A 24,196-nucleotide genomic window follows, 5' to 3' on the forward strand; every position below is an offset into this window, starting at 1 on the left:
CCTTGATAATGGGTAAACTTACCAAAATACACTATTTGTTGAGTATTAAATAATCACAACTTATCTTAGCTTTTCAATTACAGCAACAGTTTTGTTATTATCTTTGGTTACTATTCAGCAAATGACAAAAAATCTTGCGCTAGGTTTGTGTTTTTATAACACTTATGTCGTTGACATTGACGTTTGATGACAGTCACTTCTGTTACAGAAAGTGCACCACAAGGCGTAAGATGGTAGGTGATAGTGATTGTTAGCTGTTTTCGTAATAGGTGTACGTTATCACCAGAGTTGCCAACTGCATTAATACACAAAAGAGATCAACTGTATGTCCCTAGGTTTGGTTCGTTTAAAGGCAAAAGCTGATCGACGGTTACGCGCCGGTCATATATGGATATTCAGCAATGAAGTGGATACAAAAATAACTCCTTTAGGGCAGTTTCAGCCAGGCGAACAGGTCGTGGTGGAAAATGCAGCAGGAAAACCCTTAGGTATTGCTTATATCAATCCAAACACGCTGATCTGCGGGAGACTTGTTAGTCGAGATGTGCAATACAAGCTGGATAAGTCGCTGTTAGTTCACCGTTTGAATGTTGCGATGTCTTTGCGAGATCGAATGTTCGATAAGCCTTTTTATCGGTTAGCGTTTGGCGATAGTGATAATCTTCCTGGATTAGTCGTTGACCGCTTTGATGATGTGGCTGTTGTGCAAATTGCAACAGCGGGAATGGAAGCAATAAAAGAAGATATCATTGCAGCATTACAGCAGGTGATTAACCCTAAAGGTATTCTGTTCAAAAATGATTCACAAGTACGTCAAATAGAAGGGTTAGATGAGTATACTGAAATTGGTGCCGGTGATGTGCCTAATCAGGTTAAGTTGATAGAAAATAATGCTTATTTTATGGCTCCAGTTATTGATGGGCAGAAAACTGGTTGGTTTTATGATCACCGGATGAATCGTCAGCGTGTACTTAATTATGTAAAAGATAAGCGTGTACTGGATGTATTCAGTTATGTTGGTGGTTGGGGAATTCAAACTGCAGTTGCAGGTGCGAGTGAAACCCTGTGTATTGATGCATCAGAGCATGCGTTACATTTTGTCAGAGAAAATGCGGCACTGAATAATGTAAACAGTCGCGTTAATACCATTAAAGCGGATGCGTTTAATGCGTTGCGGGATTTGCGGGACGAAGAAGAAAAGTTTGATGTGATTATTATTGATCCTCCTGCATTTATAAAGCGTCGTAAAGATCAAGCCGCAGGTGAACAAGCCTATCGAAGAATTAATGAGCTCGCCATGCGCTTGTTAACTCGGGATGGAATTTTGGTGTCAGCATCTTGCTCAATGCATCTAAAACGGGAAACATTATTGGATACGTTACGTCAAAGTAGCCGCCACTTAGATCGTCACTTACAGATATTAGAACAAGGACATCAAGGGCCTGACCATCCTGTGCTACCTGCTATACCTGAGACTGACTATCTCAAAGCATTTCTTGCGCGCATCGTATATTAAGCTGCTTTTTTAAGGTATACCCACTGGCAAAGTATGAGTGTGCCAGTGGGAGTAACGCTGCTTAACTGTTTTAACGCAGCGAGATAACAGGCCAGCCTCGTTGTTCGGCTATTTGGTTAAGCTGTTGGTCAGGGTCAACGACAACCGGATTCTCTACAGATTCCAGTAATGGCAAATCATTGTGGGAATCGCTGTAGAAGAAGCTGCCTGCCAAGCTGTGATGGGTTTGTTCCAGCCAAGCATGTAAACGCTTAACTTTACCTGCCTGAAAGCACGGTATACCAAAAGGCTTCCCTGTATATTCGTTGTTGACTTCTTCAGGTGTGGTAGCAATGAGTTGGTCCACATTGAGTCGTTGGGCAATAGGTGTAGTGACAAAGGCATTGGTAGCAGTAATAATCACCAAGACATCACCTCGTTGCCGATGATAGTTGAGTAATTCTTCAGCTTTGGGTTGAAACATAGGCTCAATTTTTTGTTGCATAAAGCGTTGGTGCCAGTTATCCAGCGCTTGTCTGGGATGTTTGCCTAATGGTTCAAGTGCAAAATTTAAAAACTCATCAATATCCAGGGTACCTTGTACGTACTGATCGAAGTAGGCTTCATGAGCATCCAGAAAGCTAGCGTCGGCTATGCCTTGTTCTACCATGAACTCGCCCCAGGCCAGGTCGCTATCGCCATTGATTAAGGTATGGTCAAGATCAAAAAGTGCTAATGCCACAATATTCACCTACTTTATGGAAACAACTTAGCAGGCCATTATAGTCATTTGTTTAAGAAATGTGAGGGAGTCAGTCAATGTTTGAAGGGGTGGATGGGAATCCTGAAACCATTGGGGTTATTTTAGCGGGAGGTTTATCCTCGCGAATGAAACAGGATAAAGCGCAATTAGTATTACCAAGTGGGAAAAATTTACTGGCACATGCGGAGAATCTAATGGCATCACTGCCACTGACTGAGGTAATTGTCAGTGGTAAGCAGGGTGTATCGGACATCTATCCAAAAAGAGGTCCGCTAGGTGGAATTCTTGCTATTGCTAAGCGTTACCCAGGAAAGCGGTTATTAGTTATACCTGTCGATATGCCGTTGCTTAAGCCAGAAGTTCTGAGTAAACTGTTGATAACGAATAATCCAAATAATGTACCTGTCGTATACTTAGGTTATCCCTTACCTCTGTTATTGTCTTTGACTAAAGAAGTTGTAGATTATTTAAACGATGCTATGCAAGGCTTAAAATCTGCATCAATAAAATCCATGTTAATGGAATTTCAATGTATTCAGTTGCCAGAGTTAAATGAAGAGTATTTTTTTAACTGTAATACGCCAGAAGAATTTGCATTTATTTGTCAGCAATTGAATTGAAGAAAAACGTAGTTACCAACCTTCCACCCCTGACATATCAGGCAGTTCGTGAGCGATACCTTTATGGCAATCAATACAGGTTTTTTCACCACTTGCGAGTGCTGTTGAATGTTGCTGTGCAGCACGTTGGCTTTGGGCAGTAAAGTCCATATAATCAAAGTTATGACAATTTCTACATTCTAATGAGTCGTTTGCTTTTAGTCTGGCCCATTCATGTTCTGCTAGCTCCCTACGTTTATTTAAAAACTTCTCGCGGGTGTTAATTGTGCCAAATAATTTACCCCAAACTTCTTTTGATGCTTGCATTTTTCGTGCAATTTTATCAGTCCAGTTATGTGGCACGTGACAGTCTGAGCACTTTGCTCGAACACCAGATCGATTGGTAAAATGTATAGTATGTTGTAGTTCATTATAAACATTATCACGCATTTCATGGCAACTGATACAAAACGTTTCAGTATTGGTAAACTCCATGGCAGTATTAAAGCCTCCCCAAAAAATAATACCAGCAATAAATCCACCTATAGTCAGAAAACCCAGGCTAAAATGAATACTAGGATGCCATAAGAGTTTCCAGTAGTGTTTAATGTTATTCCACACAATGATGCCTTAATTTTTATTGGTTTCAATTACTTCATACATATCTTTAAACTGGTTTTTAACCATAGGCGTTGAGTCTGATTGCGTGACATGGCATTGTTGGCAAAAATAGCGTCGTGGTGATATTTCCGCCCTAAAATTCCCATCTCTGTCCATAAAATGAGTAACGCTAACCATGGGTGCTTGTGATTCTTGCGTACGTTCTCTACTGTGGCATGACATACACTTATTGGTATTTAAGTCCACCTGATAATTACGAATTTTATGGGGAATAATAGGGGGTTGCATGGGGTAGTTGCGTTCTTTTCGAATGTCTGTGTTTAACACGTTTGCCATAGAGGGTGGCTCTGCTTCTTCAGTAATTGCTTGATTAGGACGCAGTGTCGTAATGTTTTCTTCGGCAAAAACAACAATTGCGATTAATAGTAGTGCTGGAAAAAGTAGTCTAATTTTATTCATGGTTAACCACCCTTAGCCTATACTTTGACAACTTTAACTGCACACTTTTTGAAATCCGTTTGTTTGGATATAGGATCAGTGGCATCGAGTGTAACTTTGTTAATTAACTGACTGGCATCGAACCAGGGAACAAAAACCAAACCTTTAGGTGGTTTATTTCTCCCCCTTGTTTCTATCCGTGATTGGATGGCTCCTCGGCGTGAAACCACTTTAACGGCGTCACCTCGTCGTAAACTCCGTGATCGTGCATCTTCGGGATGCATGTACACGACGGCATCAGGAAATGCCATAAAAAGTTCAGGCACACGTTGGGTCATTGAACCTGAATGCCAGTGTTCCAGTACACGCCCAGTGCAAAGCCATAAATCATATTCGTTATCGGGTGATTCAGCAGGAGGTTCATAGGGCAAAGCAAAAATGATGGCTCTACCATCAGGCTTACCATAAAAATAAATATCTTGTCCTGGTTTAACATAAGGGTCAAAACCCTCTCGGTAACGCCATTTGGTTTCTTTACCATCAACCACAGGCCATCGTAAACCTCGTGTTTCATGGTAAGCTTCAAAGCTTGCTAAATCATGTCCATGGCCTCGACCAAAGGTTGCATATTCTTCAAAAAGTCCTTTTTGGAGGTAAAAACCAAATGCTTGAGATTCATCATTATCATAGCCTTCGGCTATATCTTTTAATGAATATTGATCCACATGACCATTTTTAAATAATACATCAAATAACGTTTTATTTTTAAAATTAGGATTTTTGTCTAAGATATCCGCTGGCCATACTTCATCAGTAGTAAAGTACTTCGAAAACTCGACAAGTTGCCATAAGTCGGATTTAGCATCGTCTGGCGCTTTAACGAGTTGATGCCAAAACTGGGTACGTCGTTCGGCATTTCCATAGGCACCTTCTTTTTCTATCCACATCGCGGTTGGTAAAATTAAATCAGCCGCTTGGGCTGTAACAGTGGGATAGGCGTCGGACACAACAATAAAATTGTCAGGATTTCGATAACCAGGATAACCTTCTTGGTTAAGATTTGCTGCTGCTTGAAGATTATTATTTACTTGAATCCAATAAGCATTTATAACACTATCTTTTAGCATTCTGTTATGTTCAACAGCATGAAACCCTGGCTTTTCTGGAATAATGTTATTGGGAATACTCCATATTTTTTCTGCAGTTGCTCTATGTTCAGGGTTTTTTACAACCATGTCGGCGGGTAGTCGATGACAAAATGTTCCGACTTCACGGGCAGTACCACAAGCGGATGGTTGTCCTGTCAGTGAAAAGGGACTATTACCGGGTGAAGAAATTTTTCCTGTTAATAAGTGAATATTATAAATAAGGTTATTACACCATACGCCTCGAGTGTGCTGATTAAAGCCCATCGTCCAAAATGAGGTGACTTTTATTTTGGGGTCTGCATAAAGCTCGGCAAGTTGGTTTAGTTTATCAACAGATACCCCTGATAACTTGGAAACATAATCGGCTGTATATTTACTAACAAAATCAGCATATTCGTCAATGGTAATGGGTTTTGAACCTCCAGGATTATCAGCAAATTCCGCATTTTTTTGTAGCGGGTGCTCAGGTCGAAGTCCATAGCCAATATCCTGATTACCTAAGCGAAAATTAACATGTTTATTCACAAAATTATGGTTTATTTTATCATTACTAATAATATAATGTGCAATAAAATTGAGAATAGCTAAGTCTGTTTGGGGCGTGAAAATAACGGGAATATCAGCTAACTCAAAACAGCGATGTTCATAGGTTGATAATACAGCGACTTTTACATGGGGATAACTAAGTCGTCGATCAGTGAGCCGAGTCCAAAGAATGGGGTGCATTTCTGCCATATTGGATCCCCAAAGGACAAATGCATCAGCATGTTCAAGATCATCATAACACCCCATAGGTTCATCAATCCCAAATGTCCGCATAAAACCAGCTACAGCACTTGCCATACAATGACGAGCATTGGGTTCAATATTATTGGAGCGAAAACCAGCTTTCATGAGCTTGACTGCAGCATATCCTTCCCAAACAGTCCATTGACCAGAACCAAACATACCAACAGAAGTCGGTCCTTTATTCTTGAGTGCTTGTTTGAATTTATCGGCCATCACGGTAAATGCTTGTTCCCAAGACACAGGCGTGAACTCACCGTTTTTATCGTATTTTCCGTTACTCATACGTAACAAGGGTTGGGTTAGGCGGTCTTCACCATATAAAATTTTAGAAAGAAAATACCCTTTGACACAATTTAACCCACGGTTGACTTCGCTTTTGATATCACCATGTGTCGCTACTACTCGTCCATCTTTTGTCGCAACATGAACGCTGCATCCTGTACCACAAAAACGGCATGCTGCTTTATTCCAATGCAAAGAGGTTTTTTCAGCAGAGGTAATAATGTTGCTGGTTTCTGCTGTAATAGGCAGCCCTGCAGCAGTAGCAGCAGCAAAGGCTGCTTGTGCTTTAATGAAGGCTCTTCTAGAAAAACTCATGGACAACCTCTTCGTCAGCTGCGTAATGAAAAACTAATTGGCAGGAAATTACATAAGGTAAATGGCTGAGTGTTTTTAGACTATTCATTAAACTTGAATAGTCTGGCGATTCTATAAGGGCAATAATTTTACCTTTTCCATCAGTGCCATAGACTTCTGTGCCTGTTTGTGACTGAAGCGTAGGGATGACTTGTTTATTCTTTTCTGGAAGACAGTAAATAATGATGCTGCTAATGTGCGGTAATAAACTGGTATTATTTGGCATGGAGTCATTCCATTATTTTTTATGGAAAACAAGCTCTTGACTATTATTTGTTGTTAGGAGTGCGTAAATCATAGAGGGAGTGTTAACTAGGAGGGCCTGGTGGGCCTGTTAATATCTGGCTTATCCAAATAATAAAGCCAAAGCCACCCACAAAAATGATAGATAATAATGGTGCAAGCACAACAGTCAAAAACAAAAAAAGAAGGAGCTCTTCATGTTTTTGTTTTTTGATATTGTCTGTCATAAGGCGCTCCAATTATTAAAGTGAAATTTATTGTCGTGTGGTAAGCCTTGGACGTGATAAAAATTAGTTGTTGGTATCGGAAATATAGATAAGGTACTGTTAAGACTATATGTGAAAGAATAAAGTTGCCTTTTGATTTATAGAAATTTTTTTAATAGATTGTTAGGCTTTAAAAAAATAATGACATTAAAACGCTACAAAGAATAAATATTACCTATTAATAGGTATGTACTTTTTGTGGAATTTCTATGTCCTGTTACCAGCAAAAAATTTAAAAAGATACATATACCCTTCACGAATCATTTTTAGGGTTTGTTGTCGGCACTCTTCACCCCAGTCATTTATTAATATAAGCTCCGGGGGCTTCATCACTTGACGGCTGCCCCTAAAAACCCTTCGTTTTGGGTATAGTTGATCGTTTTTTCTAAAATTATGTTATTTTATCGTTTCGTTGCCTTTAACCATCATGAAGATAGTGGTGTATAAGTTAGGCTATGCTTGCTGCTTATAATGTATGCAGTGATACTTGTTTTAAGCTGTGGGATAAAAATTAACAAATTTCAGTAGGAAAAGCCTGATACAAAGAAATGTAATAATCATACGGAATAACTACTCTTACTAAAACAATTGTTTTATATGTACGTTAGTTTGTTGCTTGGTATAGCGTATTGTTGAAGAGATGTTTAAAGCTGTAGAAAAACTTTTTGTTATGCTTAGTGTAGAGGCACCAATCACTGAGGGGCTGAAGCCCTGATTAGAATTGCTCTAGGGTAGTGGTTTGTGGAACAATGACTCAGATGATAAAAACACGATATTGCGATGCAGGCTATGGTAGAGAGCCGTCCCGAAAATCAATGTGGCGTAGGCGGTATAGATCCTGATGGTTTCAGGCCTAATGTGGGGATTATCCTCATTAATAATGATGCACAAGTATTATGGGCTCAACGGCGAGGGCAGGATGCTTGGCAATTTCCTCAAGGTGGAATTAACCCAGAAGAGTCCCCTGAACAAGCAATGTATCGTGAGCTACATGAAGAGATAGGCTTGTTGCCTGAGGATGTAGGGATTATTGGTTGCACACGAGGTTGGTTGCGGTATCGGCTACCAAAACGTCTAGTGCGCTATAATACGATACCTATTTGTGTTGGTCAGAAACAAAAATGGTACTTACTTAGGCTGTTAGTGGATGATAGTAAAGTGTGTGTCACGCAAGGGGAAAGTCCAGAGTTTGATGCATGGCGCTGGGTGAGTTACTGGTATCCTCTAGGACAGGTGATTACCTTTAAGCGCGAAGTGTACCGGCGAGCTATGAAAGAGCTGGCATCTCGACTTTACCGCGTTAGCCAGGAGTGATACAAGTAAACGTTCACTGCATTCAGTGAAGTGGAAGAACAATGTAAATCTTAAGTGCCATCTGGGTTTGTGGCATCATTGATTATGAACTGGATTTGACACACGATGCTCAATACATTGCGGAGGATTGTTCAGGATGTAAATGCAGCGCATGATTTGCAGTCTGCGTTGGCAATTATTGTGGCTGAAGTCCGTAAAGCAATGAATACGGAGGTCTGTTCGGTTTACTTGTTTGATCAAGATACCAATGAATATACCTTGCGAGCGACAGAAGGGCTGAAAAAGTCAGCAATAGGCATTCGGCTTGGGCGCTCTGAAGGGCTTGTGGGCCAAGTTGGTTTGCGTGAAGAACCCATTAACCTTGAAGATGCTCCTTCTCATCCCAAATACCGTTATCTGGAAGAAACGGGAGAAGCACCTTTCCATGCCTTTTTAGGCGTACCGATTATTCACCACCGAAAAATTTTAGGCGTATTGGTTGTTCAGCAACGTGAACGTAGATGTTTTGAAGAAAGTGAAGAGTCTTTCTTAGTCACTATGTCTGCCCAATTAGCGGGTGTTATTGCCCATGCAGAAGCCACAGGGGCCATTAAGCAGGATAGTTACTCTCAAATCGGGGAGTTGAAACAGGCTGCTCGTTTTAATGGTGTGGCTGGTGCACCTGGAGTGGCTATTGGTGTTGCCGTGGCGGTTTTACCTCCTGCTTACTTAAGTGGTGTTCCAGATCAAACCTGTGAAGATATTGATGCTGAGCTAGTTCATTTTCAACATGCGCTTGAGTCGGTCAGAGATGATTTGCGTAAGACCTCAGCGAAGCTTGCTGATCATATTCGTCCTGAAGAGCAGGCATTATTTGATGTCTATCTACGTATGTTGGACGATAATGCGTTAGGTGCCGAAATCAGTGACTTAATCCGCCAAGGTCAGTGGGCACAAGGTGCCTTGCGACGTGTTATTGATGAGCATGTGCGTAACTTTGAAATGATGGAAGATCCTTATTTACGGGAACGTGCAGTTGACGTGAAGGATCTTGGTCGTCGAGTACTTGCCTATCTTCAAGAGCAACAGACGATAAATATCCAGTATCCAGATCAAACCATTTTGGTAAGTGAAGAGTTAACACCTGTCATGCTTGGTGAAGTTGCCAAGGAAAAACTAGTAGGGCTGGTGTCTGTTCAGGGGTCTGGGAACTCTCATGTAGCTATTCTGGCTCGGGCTATGGGAATCCCAACTGTTATGGGTGCGTTGGATTTACCCTATACCCAGCTAAATGGCAAACAGCTAATTGTTGATGGTAATGTTGGACGGGTTTATTTAAGTCCTTCAGATGAGTTAAGGGCTTATTACCAAGAAGTCGTTGATGAAGAAAAGCTATTCATTGCGGGTTTAGAGTCGCTTAAAAATTTACCTTGTGTCTCTCTGGATAACTGCCGTATTCCCCTGTGGGTTAATACAGGGCTCATTACGGATGTTATGCGTTCACTTGACCGGGGAGCAGAGGGCGTCGGACTTTACCGGACAGAAGTACCGTTTATGATTCGCGAGCGCTTTCCCAGTGAAAATGAGCAACAGGAAATTTACCGCAGTCAGCTTGAAGCCTTCGCACCTAACCCTGTCACTATGCGTACGTTAGATATTGGTGGCGATAAATCACTATCATATTTTCCAATTAAAGAGGATAACCCATTCTTAGGGTGGCGAGGCATCAGAGTGACACTGGATCATCCTGAAATTTTTCTGGTGCAAATTCGAGCCATGCTTAAGGCAAGTGCTGGGTTAAATAATTTACGCATTATGTTGCCTATGATATCCAGTGTTTCTGAAGTGGATGATGCTTTACACCTCATTCATCGTGCTTATGGTGAAGTAGTCAATGAGGGAGGGAATGTCGTATTGCCCCCTATTGGCGTGATGATTGAAGTGCCAGCCGCTGTGTATCAGGTTTCAGAGTTGGCACGTCGTGTTGATTTTATCTCTATTGGTAGTAATGACCTGACCCAATATTTATTGGCAGTTGATCGGAATAATCCTCGTGTAGCAGAACTTTATCACTCGTTTCATCCTGCAGTGTTGACAGCATTACAAGCTGTTGTGAGAGATACGCATCGTGTAGGCAAGCCCGTAAGTATTTGTGGAGAAATGGCTGGTGATCCTGTCGCTTCTTTGCTTTTAGTGGCTATGGGGTTTGATGTACTGTCAATGAACGCAACTAATTTGCCTAAAGTTAAATGGTTATTGCGGCAGATTTCAGTTAGCTGGGCCAAAGAGCTTTTACAGTCTGTGTTGAAAATGGATAACCCTCATTTGATTAGCAGTACTATTGAACTGGCTTTACGTAAAAAAGGGTTAGGAAAAATAATTACACCTAGTAAAGCGTAGTAAAACGCTTTAACGTCAACGCTTTACTCCTTTCACCCAGTTTCTACAAAAACATGTTATTACTAAGCTTTTATCTTACTTTGGGTGCCTTGGCGGGCATATTAGCTGGCTTATTTGGCATTGGAGGGGGGCTAATTATTGTACCAGTGCTTTTATACAGTTTTTCCTTCCAAGAAATTTCCCCGGCAGTTGTAACCCACTTGGCCATTGGTACTTCACTGGCTTCTATAGCTGTTACTGCATCAAGTTCAATGATTGCCCATTTACGTCAAAGTTTACTGTCTTGGCGACAGTTTGTTGGGTTAGTGGTGGGTGTTGTGTTGGGGAGTGGGTTGGGCGGCTGGCTTGCAACCTTCATTGGTGGTGAGTGGCTAATAAGATCTTTTGGAGTCTTTGCTATGGTCATGGCTGCTCAGATGATGATATGCAAAGCAAAGAGTTCTGTTGGTCATGTTGCTGGACAGCTGCCAGGGTTTTCACGACAGGTCACTTATGGTGGAGTGATCGGTTCAATCTCTGCCATTTTTGGTATTGGTGGTGGAACCCTGACTGTTCCAGCATTACGTTGGCATAATGTGTCTATGCAGCAAGCTGTAACTATTGCGGCAACTTGCAGTTTTCCGTTAGCGACTGTTGGTGCGATAAGTTATGGCTGGCATGGGTGGGGACACAAAGGCTTACCTGAGTGGTCAACAGGTTATGTCTATTGGCCTGCGTTACTAGGCATCAATGCAACAAGTATCTGGTTTGCAAAACTCGGTGCTAAGTTTGCGCATCAATTACCAGAAGATAAACTGCAACTGGCATTTGCGGCTGTCTTGTTTATGGTGGGTATTGATTTCTTGCTGTTCACATAATAGCCATCGAAGCAGGCTGCTAAGAGCGTTATAATGCCTGGATGACTCATTATTCTTCACGACGAGGAGAAGGATTACGCTGTGTATGTACATGATATAGATCCTATAGCACTACAGTTAGGCCCTTTAAAAGTACATTGGTATGGTTTGATGTATTTAGTTGGCTTTGCTGGGGGCTGGGCATTAATGTCGTATCGGGCCAAACGTTCAAATGGTCTGTGGCAGGTGGAGCAGGTTTCAGATCTACTGTTTTATATCGCACTTGGTGTCATTTTAGGTGGTCGAATTGGTTCTATGCTGTTTTACCACTTTGATGCTTGGCTGGAGAACCCATTACAAGTATTTAAGGTATGGGATGGCGGGATGTCATTTCATGGTGGGTTACTTGGTGTACTCATTGCGATGTATTTTTATGGTAAAAAAATCAATAAATCATTTTTCCAAATGACAGATTTTATTGCACCTATGGTACCGTTAGGGTTAGCTGCAGGGAGAGTAGGTAACTTTATTAATGGGGAGCTCTATGGCCGAGTGACTGATGTATCCTGGGCAATGATTTTTCCCCAAGGTGGTTCATTACCTCGTCATCCATCTATGCTTTATGAATGCGCCTTAGAAGGGGTTTTACTATTTCTCGCATTATGGTGGTACTCAAGTAAGCCGAGACCCCGTATGGCAGTTTCAGGTCTCTTCTTATTAGGTTATGGATTAGCCCGTTTTACTGTGGAGTTTTTCCGTGAGCCAGATAGTCATTTGGGTTTTATCGCATTTGATTGGTTGACGATGGGGCAGTTACTCACAGTGCCTATGATTATCCTGGGTATTGCCTTTATTGTTTATGCATACCACTGTCGCGCGTTGGTGGATGGAATGAACTCAGATGATCGGTCGTATATGCAACATCACGCGTCGGTAGCCAGTGAACAGGTGAAATAAAGATGAAACAGTATTTAGCCCTTATGCAACATGTGTATGAGCATGGTGTTTATAGAAATGATCGGACGGGTACAGGCTCTTACAGTGTTTTTGGCTATCAAATGCGGTTTGATCTGCAACAGGGTTTTCCCCTGATAACAACCAAAAAATGTCACCTGCGGTCAATTATTCATGAGCTGTTATGGTTTTTAAAAGGCGATACCAATATCAGCTATTTACAGGAAAATGGTGTTTCCATTTGGAATGAATGGGCGACAGATGAAGGGGAGCTAGGTCCTGTATATGGTCAGCAATGGCGTTCCTGGGAAGGTGCTAATGGAGAGGTCGTCGATCAGATTAGTCAGCTTATCCATGATATTAAAAACAATCCAGATTCCCGTAGACTGGTGGTAAGCGCTTGGAATCCTACGGTATTACCTGATACTTCTTTATCACCGAAAGACAATGCAGCAATGGGCAAGCAAGCACTGCCTCCTTGTCATTGTTTGTTTCAATTTTATGTGGCCAACGGGGAACTGTCGTGCCAGCTTTATCAGCGTAGTGCTGATATCTTTCTGGGTGTACCGTTTAATATTGCTTCTTATGCGTTATTAACCATGATGATTGCACAAGTGTGTGATCTGCAACCTGGTGAGTTTGTTCATACACTAGGTGATGCTCATTTATATGCTAATCACTTGGAACAAGCTAAAACACAGTTGGAGCGAAAACCTCTGCCGTTACCTTTAATGCGAATCAATCAAGATGTTAAAGATTTATTTGCATTTACGTTTGAAGACTTTTCATTAGAGAAGTACCAGTTTCACCCGCATATTAAGGCGCCAATTGCAGTGTAATAGAAAAGTGTAGTCATGAAACTGATTCGCTTTTTTTGATGGTTTGATACTGTGCTTGTGAAGGGTACTTATTGTTTATAAGTGCCCTTTTTTATACATGATCTACTCTATGCTATGGGTATCGTTACAGTGAAGATTCTTTAACTCAAGTAAAGTGTAACTTAGTTATCAATTTTTTTTGAGGAGGGAGTGCTTTTGTTGAACTTATTCACAGAGTAGATCAATACTAATTATGTTAACTTTTGTCTTAATGTAGCATTCTCAGGATTAGTAGTCGCGTTTCATTAAACTTTTCTTGTCGTTAGTCCGTTGTCATTACCCCTGAAACTTTATGTATTCCCTTTGACGTAAGCTGTTGTGATCTGGCAAACGGTTTATGATGTTGTTTAATTGTATACCTATTATAAAGGATTTTAGTAGGTATAGATTGGTACTTATGAGAAGGAACACAAGACTGATGTTGACGAAATCCTGGACATTAATACGTCATGTATTTGGTATTACCAGTGTTATTTTTATAATGTTACCTCATAGTGCTAAAGCACAAGAGGTGAATAATGAGATAGGATTATTTTTTAATCAGGCAACGTATCAATGCATGTTGACTCAACAAGCCATTAAGGATTATATGCTGTTAGGCGTTGAAGTGGATGTCGCTGAAACGTCAGTTGAAATGGACGAAAGTATTAAAGCTTTTGAAAACATGCTCAAAGATTTTAAGAAAAAGGAATTATCAGAAAGTTTAAAAAGTGCTATGGAAAAGCTTGACCAAGACTGGCAAAAGACTAAGCCATTTTTAACGAAAAAAGCAACTAAGTATGGTGGAGAACAGTTGCTAGTAAGAAATGTTGAATTATATAAAAGCTGTAGTCAATTTGTAGAAACCGTAGCTCAAGGTATTTCATCACGCCATAAAAACATGTTGATGGCAACAGCTAAACAAAGAATTTTAGCGCAACAGATGGCTTTATATTATACGGCTTATACTTGGGGATTTAGAGATCCACAAATAGAAGATGCATTATCCAAATTTAATAAAGAGTTTCATGTGGGTGTGATATTACTTGGTAAAAATAGTACTAATGTCGCCGATATAAATAATGCTACCAAAAAAATAAAGTCACATTGGATATATGCTAAAACAGGAATGAGTAAATATCATGAAAAGCAGTTTGTTCCGCATTTGGTTGCATCATCAATGGGCTCTATTGTTAGAGAGCTAAACAAAATTGTGGGCTTATATCAGGATTTAATAGACAGAGGGGTTTAAATTCTGAGGCTTGTTTGAAAGCTAATCATTGTTTATTTACGAATCCCCAGTCGCTAAATTGGGTTAGCGGCTGGGGGAAAGTTGGTTAATTATTTTTGCAAAGGAAGCATTTCCACAATCCATGGTGGTAAGCCTTAGGTTAGTTTATATAAAAGTACTATTGTAAAAATAATATAGTAATGATACTTACATTTTTACGTTTACCATCAACCTGTCATTTGAGTGAAATAGAGCTGTCCATACAATCGCCTGTAGCATGAAACATCTGACAGCTAAAATAATCGTTTCTTATCTATTTAGAGGAACTAATCCTCATCAAAATAAACAGCAGTATAAGCATCTTCCATATTGATTTTATTGAGATACTTTATCCATGTTTTTTCCACAAAGGTTGAAGGTGCTTCTTCACCACGAACGACCCTGACAAAGTTTGCTTCTTCCTCTGACTGTGGTTCTCGAGAACCCTCACTGAGTGCTTTTAAGGCATCACCCAAAGAAGTCAGAGTGTTAGCTTCTCTTATTGAGAAAAAGCCGGACCGCTGAAATCCATAAGGAAAATGTGCATCATCAAAGAAGCGTTTGGCGGTGTTAAAGCTTTGACTGAGTGTAGCAGTACTCATTGGCCATATCCTATCGAATGTGACTAACCTATAGCATTTCTATAGTGAGTAAACCACCAGTAATCCTGAGTTGGTTCAAGGTAATCAATATGCCAAAATTCAGCTAATGTCAATTACAAACACACTAATTTTTGGCAATCGATAGGCGTTATTTTAAAGGGACTCAAAACCGTTCATTTCAGTGTTAAGCAAACACTAATAAGAAACGCTCATTTTAGTAACTAGTACGTCGCGCCTGGGCAGGCTAAATGTGACTTAACCGCTTAGGCTATATGGTTTAGCATGTTGGCGACGTATAGTTAAAGAAAGAAAAGTGTAATCAGCTTTGTAACAGAGCGTTCTTTTTTTGCAAATCTACACAGCAGTTAGAAATTTGATTAAGGGTTAAAGTCGTCGGCTTCACCCATTAGAAAGGCAATGCATTTTTTAGTGTAGTTTTCCTGCTTTTCTGCTGGAACTTTATCTTCTCTTGCCCATTCCTTGCAGGTTTCTGCAGCTTCTTGGCGGATTTCTGCGTCAGTGGCATTTTGATTTGAGCGAGCTTCAGCCAAGGCAAGGTTGCTCCAGCAAAAAGAGATAATAATGCTCAATGCTGTAGAGAGTAATAACTTCATTAATGCAGATCCTTTGTATAAAGTGTGATCAGTATGAAAGGTATTGTATTATTCAAAATAATGAATACTTTTCAGTTCGTAATTTCCGTATTGTTTTAGGTATAGTGATAAATGCTTTGTTTTCTAAATAAATTATCGTAAGGGGTAACTTTTACGTTAAGGTAAGTAGTTAAAAATCATTGCATCAAAAAAGATTATTTTAACTTTAGTAACCTTCTGCAAAATATATCATCGATTGCTTAAGTCTGCTCTAATTTTGTCCATATTGTGATGTTTTAATCAGTATTGGTTAAAGTGGTAGTTTTAGCTTTATATCTAGTTTAATCGTCGCATTTTATAAGCGAATCATAGAAAAAACAGTGAAGTTAATTGTAGATATAATGATCTGACCTTTGTAGGCTTTTGATGTTGCAATAGATGAACAATAATTTTTTATTTAGTGAGTAACTTTGCAGTTTAATCTTTACCTGCCCTAAGGAAGGGATGGCTTGTTCACTTGATACTTCGTGCTCTAATTATTGTTTGGTTGGTGTATAGCAACTGTTTAGCTTAATATGGTGTCGTCAATGTGATTTTCCACTACTTACTGAAGTTTATTGACCATTTCTTCAGCTTCAAAGGTTAATAAGAGTAAGTCGCTCATTGTTAGTAATGTTATATTACGGTTGTTTTCACTAAACCTTGTTAGTGATTATACGCATAGCTAAAGCAAAATTGACCGCAAAGGTTAAATAACCAACACAGTTTTTCGAGGCAGTATGCTTGATCTGTATTATCGTCACCAGGGGCTTCAAGGCAACCCGCCAGTGGTTTTATTGCATGGTCTATTTGGTTCGCTAGAAAACTTAGGCTCTGTGGCTAAGGCGCTAGCGGAGGAATTTTCTGTTTATTCCGTTGATTTACGCAACCATGGTCGCTCACCTCACCATGAAATGATGAACTATGAGTTAATGGCCAATGACGTCATTCGGTTTCTGGACTCGCTTAGCTTGACTCAAGTTATGATTCTGGGGCACTCAATGGGTGGAAAGGTTGCTATGGAGGTTGCCTTACGAGCACCTGATCGTATTTCAGGGTTAATCGTTGCTGATATTGCACCCATTCGTTACTTGCCACATCATCAGCAGGTTTTCGCTGGACTTCAAGCGCTGACACTGTCAGGTATTACCTCAAGAACTCAGGCTGACCAGGATTTATCTGCCTATGTCAATGAAGCGGCGGTGCGAAGCTTTTTGTTAAAAAACTTAGTTAAAACGTCAGCTTCTGGTTTTCAGTGGCGAATGAACCTTTCTGCTATTGCTAAGCATTATGAACATATCATGGCAGGGCAGAGTAGTGAGTCATCTTATGAAAAGCCCGTTTTGTTCATTAAAGGTGGTACTTCCGACTACATACTGCCACGCCACCAGGAGGTTATTTTGTCTCTGTTTCCTGCAGCAGGTGTAAAAATAATACAAAATGCAGGTCATTGGCTGCATGCAGAAAAGCCAACCATTTTTAACCGGTTAGTAATTCAGTTTTTGAAGTCAATAATGTCTTCTTAATTATGAACACTAAGCATTTGACATGCCTTTAAATCCTTCGCGAAGAGCATTGCTTGTGTTCTATGCTAAAGAGTGAAAAGGTTGATATTAGTGATGTCAGAATATGGTGAGTAAGTGGACTTTATTCTTTGTAGTGTTATTTGTAGCTCCTGCATGGAGTGGGAGTGAACCACTGGTAATTGCTGCAACAGAGTGGGCACCTTATTCAGGTACACAACTACTCAACAAAGGCTTTTCTCCGGAGTTGTTTACTGTTGCCATGTCGAGAAAGGGCTATGAGGTTGATGTCATTATACTTCCTTGGTCAAGAGCATTAAAAAGGTACTTATGAAGGCACATTTGATGCGTTACTTGATGTTTGGTACAGCGATGAGCGAGCAGAAAAGCTGACCTTTTCCAAGCCTTATATGACAAACCGGGTTAAGTTTATTAAGCGTGTGGATAGTAAGATTGTTAGCACAGACTTTGCTGACCTGAGACATTATGAGATTGGTGTGGTCCGTGACTATGCGTATGAGCCTCAGTTTGATAGTAGTCCTGTGCTTAATAAATCTTCAGAAAGAACATTCCTGGTGAATTTGTACAAGCTTGTTAAGCGTCGAATAGACTTGACGCTAGAAGATGAATTTGTCGCTCGTTTTGAAATTGCTCACAAGGCCCCTGAACTTCAAGACCTAGTTGCATTTTTGCCAACACCGTTGTCAGAAAATAATCTCTATGCTGGATTCAGTAAAAAGAATGAGCATGTCGAGACCTTGGTGAATGACTTTGATGATAGTTTAAGAGAGCTCATACTTGATGGAAGCTATGAACGTCTTAAAGCAAAGCATGGTATTTTATGGCGCTGGGATTATCGTCCTTAGCAGTAGCATGACATAGAGCTGCTAATCAACTAAAGGTCAATGAAGGCTTTGGTTGTTGATTGGGAAGAAATCTTTTTGCCCCATACCTTCACTGTCATGGTTGCTCAGTCCTATCATTTCATCATAAGCTGAGTAGTGTATATGTTCAGTATCACACACAGCTAACCCATTGAATGCATCTCTTACGCTGGATAAGCTTGGAAAGACTCGCGGTTTATTATCTTTGTCATTTAAAACCAAGAATTTTCGGTCATGAATTTGAACCTCAGCCATGTAAATATCACCTTCAAAAGACAAGATTAATAGTCGGTGAATGGGGAGGTGATGATTACGAATACGTTTCAGGTTCATGGAGTGCCCCATAAGCTGCCAGCTAGGTGGCTACATTGTTAAATGTAGTCAAAAAAGCTGTACTCAACCAACTATGACTTCATAGCTAATTGAGTGGCTATACTGCATTAGTTAGTATTAAAGTTGCCAGGTAGGCTTGGGCTAGATAGGAAGAAATGTTGTTGTTGCTACCCCTCTCACCAAGAAGTTGATTGTTCGGTCATTTTTGCTGGATACGATCTGTGCCATCATATCTTGCAGCATAATCATTTTACCAAAAAGCCGTTCAAAGCTAAGGTTGATAGCATCCTGCTGTAAGGAGTTGGTAATTAAGAATGGATTGCCAGAAGTGTTTTTTCGAGATTGTAAACGCCAGGCAAGAATTTCTAAGTTTCGAGCGCTGTTATATAGTTTCTGTTGGTCTAGTTCATCCAGAATGAAAAATTCATCATGATAGTCATAGCTTTGTCGAATCATATCTGTTAAGCCAGCCATCATTGCCATGACCCGGTCACCTGTAAATGAGCCATCAAATGCGAGAAGGATTGCATCTGTACCTGCTTTTCGTTTTAGTTCAGGTAAACGTACTGGACCATAGTGATCAAAAAGAAGGGCTTGGCGTTGTTTTATTGTTGCTCCAGATTTATACAGCTCCCGAGGGTTTCGCTTATATAATTTTTCCATAAGCGTTGCTAGGTGTTTTCGTATTTCTGCTCGAACAGTGTCGGCGACAAAGTCGGTATCAGATTTTGCAAGATTTTCTACGCGAAAAGGTTGGCTCCCACAACCTGAAAGTAGAGCCATACAACAGAAAATGTATACGTATTTTTTGCAACGCTGAAACACAGTGCCCACCAATTAAAAAACATATTGCAAATAATTATAGTAAAAAAGAATAACGAGCTGTTGATAAGTAGACTCTACTCATGTTTAGAAGTGCCAGGAAACTGTTTCATAACGTTATGAGTAACTGAAGTAGAGATAAATAAGGCTTTTAATAAGTAAATATACATTGCAAGTTCCATTTCTCTAGCATTTTTATCTTATTTTAAATACGTTTGTACATGTTGAACTAATGCTTTTGGTTTTTTGGTTTTATATAAAAAGAATGTCATTTTCTCTGAGTGTTAACAGCAAGTGTAAGTTGAAAGTGGTAGGTTACCTGTTATGTACTACTAGACAGTCATCTCTAATTTTTTTTGTATTGAGTATAGTATTAATTTCATAAACAAGATCTGAGTAAATATTTTTATGCGAAGCAATTTATACTCTTTCGCTTTTGCTCTGCTGTTATTACTCGTAAATGGTTGTAGTGTTATGACAGAAAGCGAGTGTCGGATGGCTGATTGGCACACAGTGGGGTTTGAAGATGGTACTCAAGGCTATTTAAGCTCCAGAATTGGTGCTTATCGTAAAGATTGTTCTGACTATGGAGTTGTTCCTGACTTGCAAGCATATCAAGCGGGTTATCAATTAGGTTTGCAGCATTACTGCACTGTTTCCCGAGGGTATGCAGTAGGAGAACAAGGAAAACAATATCAAGGTGTCTGTCCTGCCCTTTCAGAAAAACGCTTTTTATCTGGTTATCAAAGGGGTTATAACGTGTATCAGGCTAGACAGCGCTGGTATGCGATTAAGCAAAGACTTTCAACGTTAAGGCAGGACCTTAGTTCATTAAGAACTGAGCTTAGGTCAAAAGAACGAGAACTTATAGATGAAGGGAATCATGCCCAAAAGCGATCAGAGCTAGTGGACTCGATGAGCCGCTTACGTTCGAGAGCGTTTCACATCCGAAGTGAGCTGTTTAGATTACAAAGCGATGAGCGCTGGGCGAAAGAAGAATATGAAATTATTCGCCTTCGAAACAGTAGGTAAGTGTTCCTGTGGTTATTTTGTTATAGTATTTAAAACATCTGCCCAGATTGTTTCATACCTTTACTGGGGTATCATAGTTGATTGCAGAGAGTAACAAATTAAGTTTACCTAAGCACAGTCTTTCATTGACTATGCCCCATAGATGTTGCCTGAGTGGGTAAACTTTTGTAACGGTTGTATAGTTTTATTTTGGCTTAATATGCATAAAAACAAAAAAATACTAGTGGTTGATGACGATACTGAAATTAGAACGTTATTGCGAGAATACCTTGAGCGTTCGGGATTTTCAGTGTTAGAGGCGGCTGATGGTGTCTCACTATTTGAACAGTTTCCTGATGAAGATATCGATATCGTCCTTTTAGATGTTATGTTGCCTGGTGATGATGGTTTTACGCTGTGTCAAAAGATTCGTAAGGTGTCATTGGTACCCATCATTATGTTAACGGCAAGTTCTGATGATGCAGATCGGATTGTTGGGTTAGAAATGGGGGCTGATGACTACATGGCAAAGCCCTTTAACCCAAGAGAGTTACTAGCCCGAATCAAGGCTATTATGCGCCGGGTTGAGACCCACCAGCAACCCGTTGATACGAAGCCTACTACCAGTCCTCGTTATTACAAGTTTTCTGGGTGGACATTAGATACGACAAGCAGGCAGTTAGTGCGTGAAGGAGAACAACAGTACCCACTCACTGGCGCTGACTTTGCACTATTAATGCTTTTTCTTGAGAATCCTCAACGTATCCTCAAGCGTGATGAGATCTCTGACTTGACCCGAGGTAGGGAGTCCAGCCCCTTTGATCGCTCAATTGATGTTCATGTCAGCCGACTCAGGCATCGGTTAGGTGATGATGGGAAAAATCCTCAAATTATCAAAACCGTTCGTGGCGCAGGCTATGTGCTTGCTGTAGAAGTCAGTGTTGCTGATGAGTTGGATTAGACGCTTTTGGCCGAAATCGTTAGTAGGGCGTTTAGCCAGTGTATTAGCGCTTGCCATAGCAGCAGTGCAACTGATTAGTAGTGCTATTTGGATGACTCAGGCACGCTTTGCTGAGGAGCAGGAAGTCAGCCGAATGGCCGAGCATATGGCATTAAGCATGGCCTCAACCGTTAAATTTTTTAATTCTCTTCCTGTGAAATACCGGCATATTGTTCTTGATCAGTTGCGTAATATGGGAGGAAGCCGTTTTTTTGTCAGTATTAATAAAGAGCTTATTTTAATTAATGACTTTCCAGAAAAACGGATTCACCATATTGTGATCAGTGAGTTCAATAAAGTGCTAAGGAAAGAGCTAGGTAAAAATCAGCAGATTATTGTCAAGTTTTCTGATCCAGATACCCTTCATGTGTTTAATAATGATGTGTTGTTGACAGATTTGCCTCCACGCTGGGCACATCATAGCCTGTTAATGAAACCGTTAACGCCACCTATTCTGGTGATACAAATTAAGGTGGCAGAGAGTGAATGGTTATATGTGGCGGCTTTAATACCTCACCCTTCGTTTATTTCTGAGCGAGAGTTTTTATCCACAGAGCGGCTGATATTTTTAGGTTTGATGTTGATCGTTTTGTTAATGGTGTCATTTTGGGTTGTGACGTGGCTGGCTAAACCATTAGAGCGGCTGTCAAAAGCTGCAGATGAGCTTGGGAGAGATCTTGAACAGCCACCTTTACCTGAAGAGGGAAGTCAGGAAATGGTTCGGGCTGCAAAAGCCTTTAATGCAATGCAATATCGGTTACAGCGTTATATTGATGATAGAGCACGATTGTTTGCAACTATTTCCCATGATTTAAAAACACCTATCACTCGAATGCGTTTACGGGCAGAAATGTTACCTGATGATATGCAGCGAGAACGATTTTGTCAGGATTTAGCCGATTTAGATTTAATGGTAAAAGGGGCTTTGCAGTGTGTAAAAGAGACTGATGTTCATGAAAACCAGGTGCCTATCGACATTATGGCTATGCTAAGGCGGTTAAAAGATGATGCTTCAATGGCTGGGCATGAAGTCAGTTTGATAGGCAATAATTGTAAGATGTTTATCGGTAAACCATTAGCAATTAAACGAGCACTAACTAATTTACTGGATAATGCTATTGCTTATGGCAAACGAGCTGAAGTCTCTGTTGTTGATTCTCCACAAAAACTCATCATTACTATCCGTGATTATGGTCCAGGATTGCAGCAAGATGATTTGGAAAAGGTATTCGAGCCTTATTATCGTAGTCAGGGAAATATCTCTAAATCAGGTATAAGAGGATTAGGTTTAGGCATTGTTCGTAGTATTGCTCGAGCGCATGGTGGAGAAGTCATTTTAAAAAATCATCCAGAGGGTGGGTTAATCGCCGAGTTGACGTTGCCCCGAAAATAAATTAACCCTCAATTTACAGGATGAATAAGTGCTGTAACCTGAGTTCTCGCTGTTTAGCCTACAACATATAAAATTAATTGAGATGTAAATGATGAGTCATTGGCTAAAGCACACCACAGCTTCGTTATTAGTGTTAATTGCCCAAACCTCTTGGGCTGCAAAAGAAGTTGAAATTTTGCACTGGTGGACCTCCGCAGGAGAATTTCGTGCTGTCAATGAGCTTAAAAAGGCAATGGCAAATGTTGGTTACCAGTGGGTAGACTCAAGTGTGAGAGGTGGTGGGGGAGAAACAGCAATGACTGTTTTGAAGTCTCGAGTGTTAGCCGCTAACCCACCATTAGCCGCTCAAATAAAAGGTAAGGAAATTCAAGAATGGGCTAAATTGGGATTCTTATCTGATTTATCTTCTGTGAGCCAAGACCAAAACTGGTCTGCACTATTACCGCCTTTTGTTTCTAAGATAATGCAGCATAATGGTAAGTTTGTCGCAGTCCCTTTTAATATTCACAAGGTTAATTGGATTTGGCTGAATAAGGATGTGTTCCGAAAATATAATCTGCCCATTCCTACCTCCTGGGTCATGCTAAATGAAGTTGCCACTAAGCTTCAGGCGAAAGGTATTACACCTATTGCTCTAAGTAATCAGGCATGGCAGCAGGCCATCATTTTTGAAATAGTTGCGCTTGGTATCGGCGGTAGTGAGTTTTACCATAAAGCCTTTGTCGAAAATGATATTGATACGCTTGAAAGTCAGAAAATGATTAAGGTTTTAAAACAATTCAAGCGTTTAAGTGTTTACTATGATGATGAAGCACAAGGTCGGGACTGGGATGCTGCATCAGAGATGGTTATTGAAGGTCGTGCGGCAATGCAAATAATGGGGGATTGGGTGAAAGGTGAGTTCTTGGCTGCTGGAAAAGTGGCGGGGGTGGATTTTACCTGTATTCCTGCTCCAGGTACTGAAGATAGCTTTATTTATAATATTGATAGTTTTGTGATGTTTGATGTGCAAGATCCTGAAAAGCAAAAAGCACAAGCAGCATTAGCAAAAATAATTATGAATCCGGATTTTCAAAAAGCCTTTAATTTACGTAAAGGCTCAATTCCAGTCCGAAATGATGTTCCATTAGATCAGTTTGATGAGTGTGCCCAACTATCTCATCAGTCATTGGTAGCAGCGGCTAAAACAGAGAATTTATTACCAAGTTATACTCAGTATATGGCGACAACATCTGATACGGGGGGTGCTATTTACGAGGTAATAACTGCTTTTTTTAAAGATCCAAGTATGACGCCTGAGACGGCCGCTCACCGGTTGGTAGCCGTTGTAAAAGCCGCTATGGGAAATTAATTAACACTCAGTCAATATCATTCTACTTCAAACGTGT

At 40.3% G+C, this 24,196-nt stretch carries 25 protein-coding genes and 1 pseudogene; 15 read left to right on the forward strand and 11 right to left on the reverse strand.

Annotation, left to right across the window (positions count from 1 at the left end; all coding sequences use genetic code 11):
• Nucleotides 1-110 precede the first annotated feature (110 nt).
• On the reverse strand, nucleotides 111-311 hold the full coding sequence (locus tag KCG35_RS06095) for a hypothetical protein (protein ID WP_215818790.1): 201 nt from the start codon (nucleotides 309-311) through the stop codon (nucleotides 111-113).
• A 14-nt stretch (nucleotides 312-325) separates the two neighbouring features.
• On the opposite strand from KCG35_RS06095, the gene KCG35_RS06100 reads away from it, so the two are divergent.
• Nucleotides 326-1,516 (forward strand): class I SAM-dependent rRNA methyltransferase, encoded by a 1,191-nt coding sequence (locus KCG35_RS06100; protein ID WP_215818791.1) that lies wholly within the window; start codon nucleotides 326-328, stop codon nucleotides 1,514-1,516.
• A 70-nt stretch (nucleotides 1,517-1,586) separates the two neighbouring features.
• On the opposite strand, the gene KCG35_RS06105 is transcribed toward KCG35_RS06100, so the two are convergent.
• Nucleotides 1,587-2,237, reverse strand: a complete 651-nt coding sequence (locus tag KCG35_RS06105) for a histidinol-phosphatase (RefSeq protein ID WP_215818792.1) — start codon at nucleotides 2,235-2,237, stop codon at nucleotides 1,587-1,589.
• A gap of 77 nt (nucleotides 2,238-2,314) precedes the next feature.
• Here KCG35_RS06105 and mobA point away from each other — a divergent pair, with 77 nt between their 5' ends.
• Nucleotides 2,315-2,878, forward strand: coding sequence for a molybdenum cofactor guanylyltransferase (mobA, locus tag KCG35_RS06110; RefSeq protein ID WP_215818793.1), 564 nt, complete (start codon nucleotides 2,315-2,317; stop codon nucleotides 2,876-2,878).
• Between the two features lie 12 nt (nucleotides 2,879-2,890).
• Here mobA and KCG35_RS06115 read toward each other — a convergent pair whose 3' ends face one another.
• The 5 genes from KCG35_RS06115 to napE all read right to left on the reverse strand — a co-directional run bounded on the left by KCG35_RS06115 (nucleotide 2,891) and on the right by napE (nucleotide 6,959).
• Nucleotides 2,891-3,478, reverse strand: coding sequence for a cytochrome c3 family protein (locus tag KCG35_RS06115; RefSeq protein WP_309227307.1), 588 nt, complete (start codon nucleotides 3,476-3,478; stop codon nucleotides 2,891-2,893).
• A 9-nt stretch (nucleotides 3,479-3,487) separates the two neighbouring features.
• Complete coding sequence (locus KCG35_RS06120; protein ID WP_215818794.1) at nucleotides 3,488-3,937, reverse strand: nitrate reductase cytochrome c-type subunit; 450 nt, start codon at nucleotides 3,935-3,937, stop codon at nucleotides 3,488-3,490.
• Nucleotides 3,938-3,954: 17 nt separating this feature from the next.
• On the reverse strand, nucleotides 3,955-6,450 hold the full coding sequence (napA, locus tag KCG35_RS06125) for a nitrate reductase catalytic subunit NapA (protein ID WP_215818795.1): 2,496 nt from the start codon (nucleotides 6,448-6,450) through the stop codon (nucleotides 3,955-3,957).
• Nucleotides 6,437-6,715, reverse strand: a complete 279-nt coding sequence (locus KCG35_RS06130) for a chaperone NapD (protein WP_215818796.1) — start codon at nucleotides 6,713-6,715, stop codon at nucleotides 6,437-6,439. The genes napA and KCG35_RS06130 overlap by 14 nt, the downstream gene beginning before the upstream one ends.
• A gap of 82 nt (nucleotides 6,716-6,797) precedes the next feature.
• Nucleotides 6,798-6,959, reverse strand: coding sequence for a periplasmic nitrate reductase, NapE protein (gene napE, locus KCG35_RS06135; RefSeq protein WP_215818797.1), 162 nt, complete (start codon nucleotides 6,957-6,959; stop codon nucleotides 6,798-6,800).
• A gap of 828 nt (nucleotides 6,960-7,787) precedes the next feature.
• On the opposite strand from napE, the gene rppH reads away from it, so the two are divergent.
• The 6 genes from rppH to KCG35_RS06165 all read left to right on the forward strand — a co-directional run bounded on the left by rppH (nucleotide 7,788) and on the right by KCG35_RS06165 (nucleotide 14,590).
• Nucleotides 7,788-8,312, forward strand: a complete 525-nt coding sequence (rppH, locus tag KCG35_RS06140; RefSeq protein ID WP_215818798.1) for an RNA pyrophosphohydrolase — start codon at nucleotides 7,788-7,790, stop codon at nucleotides 8,310-8,312.
• Between the two features lie 105 nt (nucleotides 8,313-8,417).
• The gene (ptsP, locus tag KCG35_RS06145) at nucleotides 8,418-10,691 is read left to right on the forward strand and encodes a phosphoenolpyruvate--protein phosphotransferase (protein WP_215818799.1); all 2,274 of its coding nucleotides are present in this window, start codon (nucleotides 8,418-8,420) and stop codon (nucleotides 10,689-10,691) included.
• Nucleotides 10,692-10,744: 53 nt separating this feature from the next.
• Nucleotides 10,745-11,548, forward strand: a complete 804-nt coding sequence (locus tag KCG35_RS06150) for a sulfite exporter TauE/SafE family protein (protein ID WP_215818800.1) — start codon at nucleotides 10,745-10,747, stop codon at nucleotides 11,546-11,548.
• A gap of 81 nt (nucleotides 11,549-11,629) precedes the next feature.
• Entirely contained in the window at nucleotides 11,630-12,484 is an 855-nt protein-coding gene (gene lgt / locus KCG35_RS06155) for a prolipoprotein diacylglyceryl transferase (protein WP_215818801.1), read from the forward strand.
• Nucleotides 12,485-12,486: 2 nt separating this feature from the next.
• Nucleotides 12,487-13,320 (forward strand): thymidylate synthase, encoded by an 834-nt coding sequence (locus KCG35_RS06160; protein ID WP_215818802.1) that lies wholly within the window; start codon nucleotides 12,487-12,489, stop codon nucleotides 13,318-13,320.
• Between the two features lie 457 nt (nucleotides 13,321-13,777).
• Nucleotides 13,778-14,590 carry a hypothetical protein gene (locus KCG35_RS06165; protein ID WP_215818803.1) on the forward strand — a complete coding sequence of 271 codons (813 nt, stop codon included), beginning with the start codon at nucleotides 13,778-13,780 and terminating at the stop codon, nucleotides 14,588-14,590.
• Between the two features lie 305 nt (nucleotides 14,591-14,895).
• On the opposite strand, the gene KCG35_RS06170 is transcribed toward KCG35_RS06165, so the two are convergent.
• A complete protein-coding gene (locus KCG35_RS06170; RefSeq protein ID WP_215818804.1) occupies nucleotides 14,896-15,210 on the reverse strand; it encodes a MaoP family protein in 315 nt (104 codons plus the stop codon).
• 377 nt (nucleotides 15,211-15,587) lie between these two features.
• The gene (locus tag KCG35_RS06175; protein ID WP_215818805.1) at nucleotides 15,588-15,824 is read right to left on the reverse strand and encodes a hypothetical protein; all 237 of its coding nucleotides are present in this window, start codon (nucleotides 15,822-15,824) and stop codon (nucleotides 15,588-15,590) included.
• 758 nt (nucleotides 15,825-16,582) lie between these two features.
• Between KCG35_RS06175 and KCG35_RS06180 the strand changes: the two genes are divergently transcribed.
• The 3 genes and pseudogenes from KCG35_RS06180 to KCG35_RS06190 form a co-directional block, all read left to right on the forward strand.
• Nucleotides 16,583-17,368 (forward strand): alpha/beta fold hydrolase, encoded by a 786-nt coding sequence (locus KCG35_RS06180; RefSeq protein ID WP_215818806.1) that lies wholly within the window; start codon nucleotides 16,583-16,585, stop codon nucleotides 17,366-17,368.
• A 103-nt stretch (nucleotides 17,369-17,471) separates the two neighbouring features.
• Nucleotides 17,472-17,699: a hypothetical protein gene (locus KCG35_RS06185; RefSeq protein ID WP_215818807.1), complete on the forward strand. Its 228-nt coding sequence runs from the start codon at nucleotides 17,472-17,474 to the stop codon at nucleotides 17,697-17,699.
• 10 nt (nucleotides 17,700-17,709) lie between these two features.
• Nucleotides 17,710-18,231 (forward strand): annotated as a pseudogene (locus tag KCG35_RS06190) (substrate-binding periplasmic protein); the annotation flags it as partial.
• A 36-nt stretch (nucleotides 18,232-18,267) separates the two neighbouring features.
• Here the strand turns inward: KCG35_RS06190 and KCG35_RS06195 are convergent.
• The gene (locus tag KCG35_RS06195) at nucleotides 18,268-18,582 is read right to left on the reverse strand and encodes a DUF6482 family protein (RefSeq protein ID WP_215818808.1); all 315 of its coding nucleotides are present in this window, start codon (nucleotides 18,580-18,582) and stop codon (nucleotides 18,268-18,270) included.
• Between the two features lie 141 nt (nucleotides 18,583-18,723).
• Nucleotides 18,724-19,365, reverse strand: coding sequence for a hypothetical protein (locus tag KCG35_RS06200; RefSeq protein WP_215818809.1), 642 nt, complete (start codon nucleotides 19,363-19,365; stop codon nucleotides 18,724-18,726).
• Nucleotides 19,366-19,812: 447 nt separating this feature from the next.
• Between KCG35_RS06200 and KCG35_RS06205 the strand changes: the two genes are divergently transcribed.
• The 4 genes from KCG35_RS06205 (at nucleotide 19,813) to KCG35_RS06220 (ending at nucleotide 24,159) form a co-directional block, all read left to right on the forward strand.
• Entirely contained in the window at nucleotides 19,813-20,436 is a 624-nt protein-coding gene (locus KCG35_RS06205) for a DUF2799 domain-containing protein (protein ID WP_215818810.1), read from the forward strand.
• A gap of 199 nt (nucleotides 20,437-20,635) precedes the next feature.
• Complete coding sequence (locus KCG35_RS06210; protein WP_215818811.1) at nucleotides 20,636-21,376, forward strand: response regulator; 741 nt, start codon at nucleotides 20,636-20,638, stop codon at nucleotides 21,374-21,376.
• On the forward strand, nucleotides 21,363-22,808 hold the full coding sequence (locus tag KCG35_RS06215; RefSeq protein ID WP_215818812.1) for an ATP-binding protein: 1,446 nt from the start codon (nucleotides 21,363-21,365) through the stop codon (nucleotides 22,806-22,808). The genes KCG35_RS06210 and KCG35_RS06215 overlap by 14 nt, the downstream gene beginning before the upstream one ends.
• A gap of 88 nt (nucleotides 22,809-22,896) precedes the next feature.
• Nucleotides 22,897-24,159, forward strand: coding sequence for an ABC transporter substrate-binding protein (locus KCG35_RS06220; protein ID WP_309227308.1), 1,263 nt, complete (start codon nucleotides 22,897-22,899; stop codon nucleotides 24,157-24,159).
• Nucleotides 24,160-24,196 lie beyond the last annotated feature (37 nt).

Origin of the sequence: Zooshikella harenae, assembly GCF_018837975.1 — a bacterium.
Classification (GTDB): domain Bacteria; phylum Pseudomonadota; class Gammaproteobacteria; order Pseudomonadales; family Zooshikellaceae; genus Zooshikella; species Zooshikella harenae.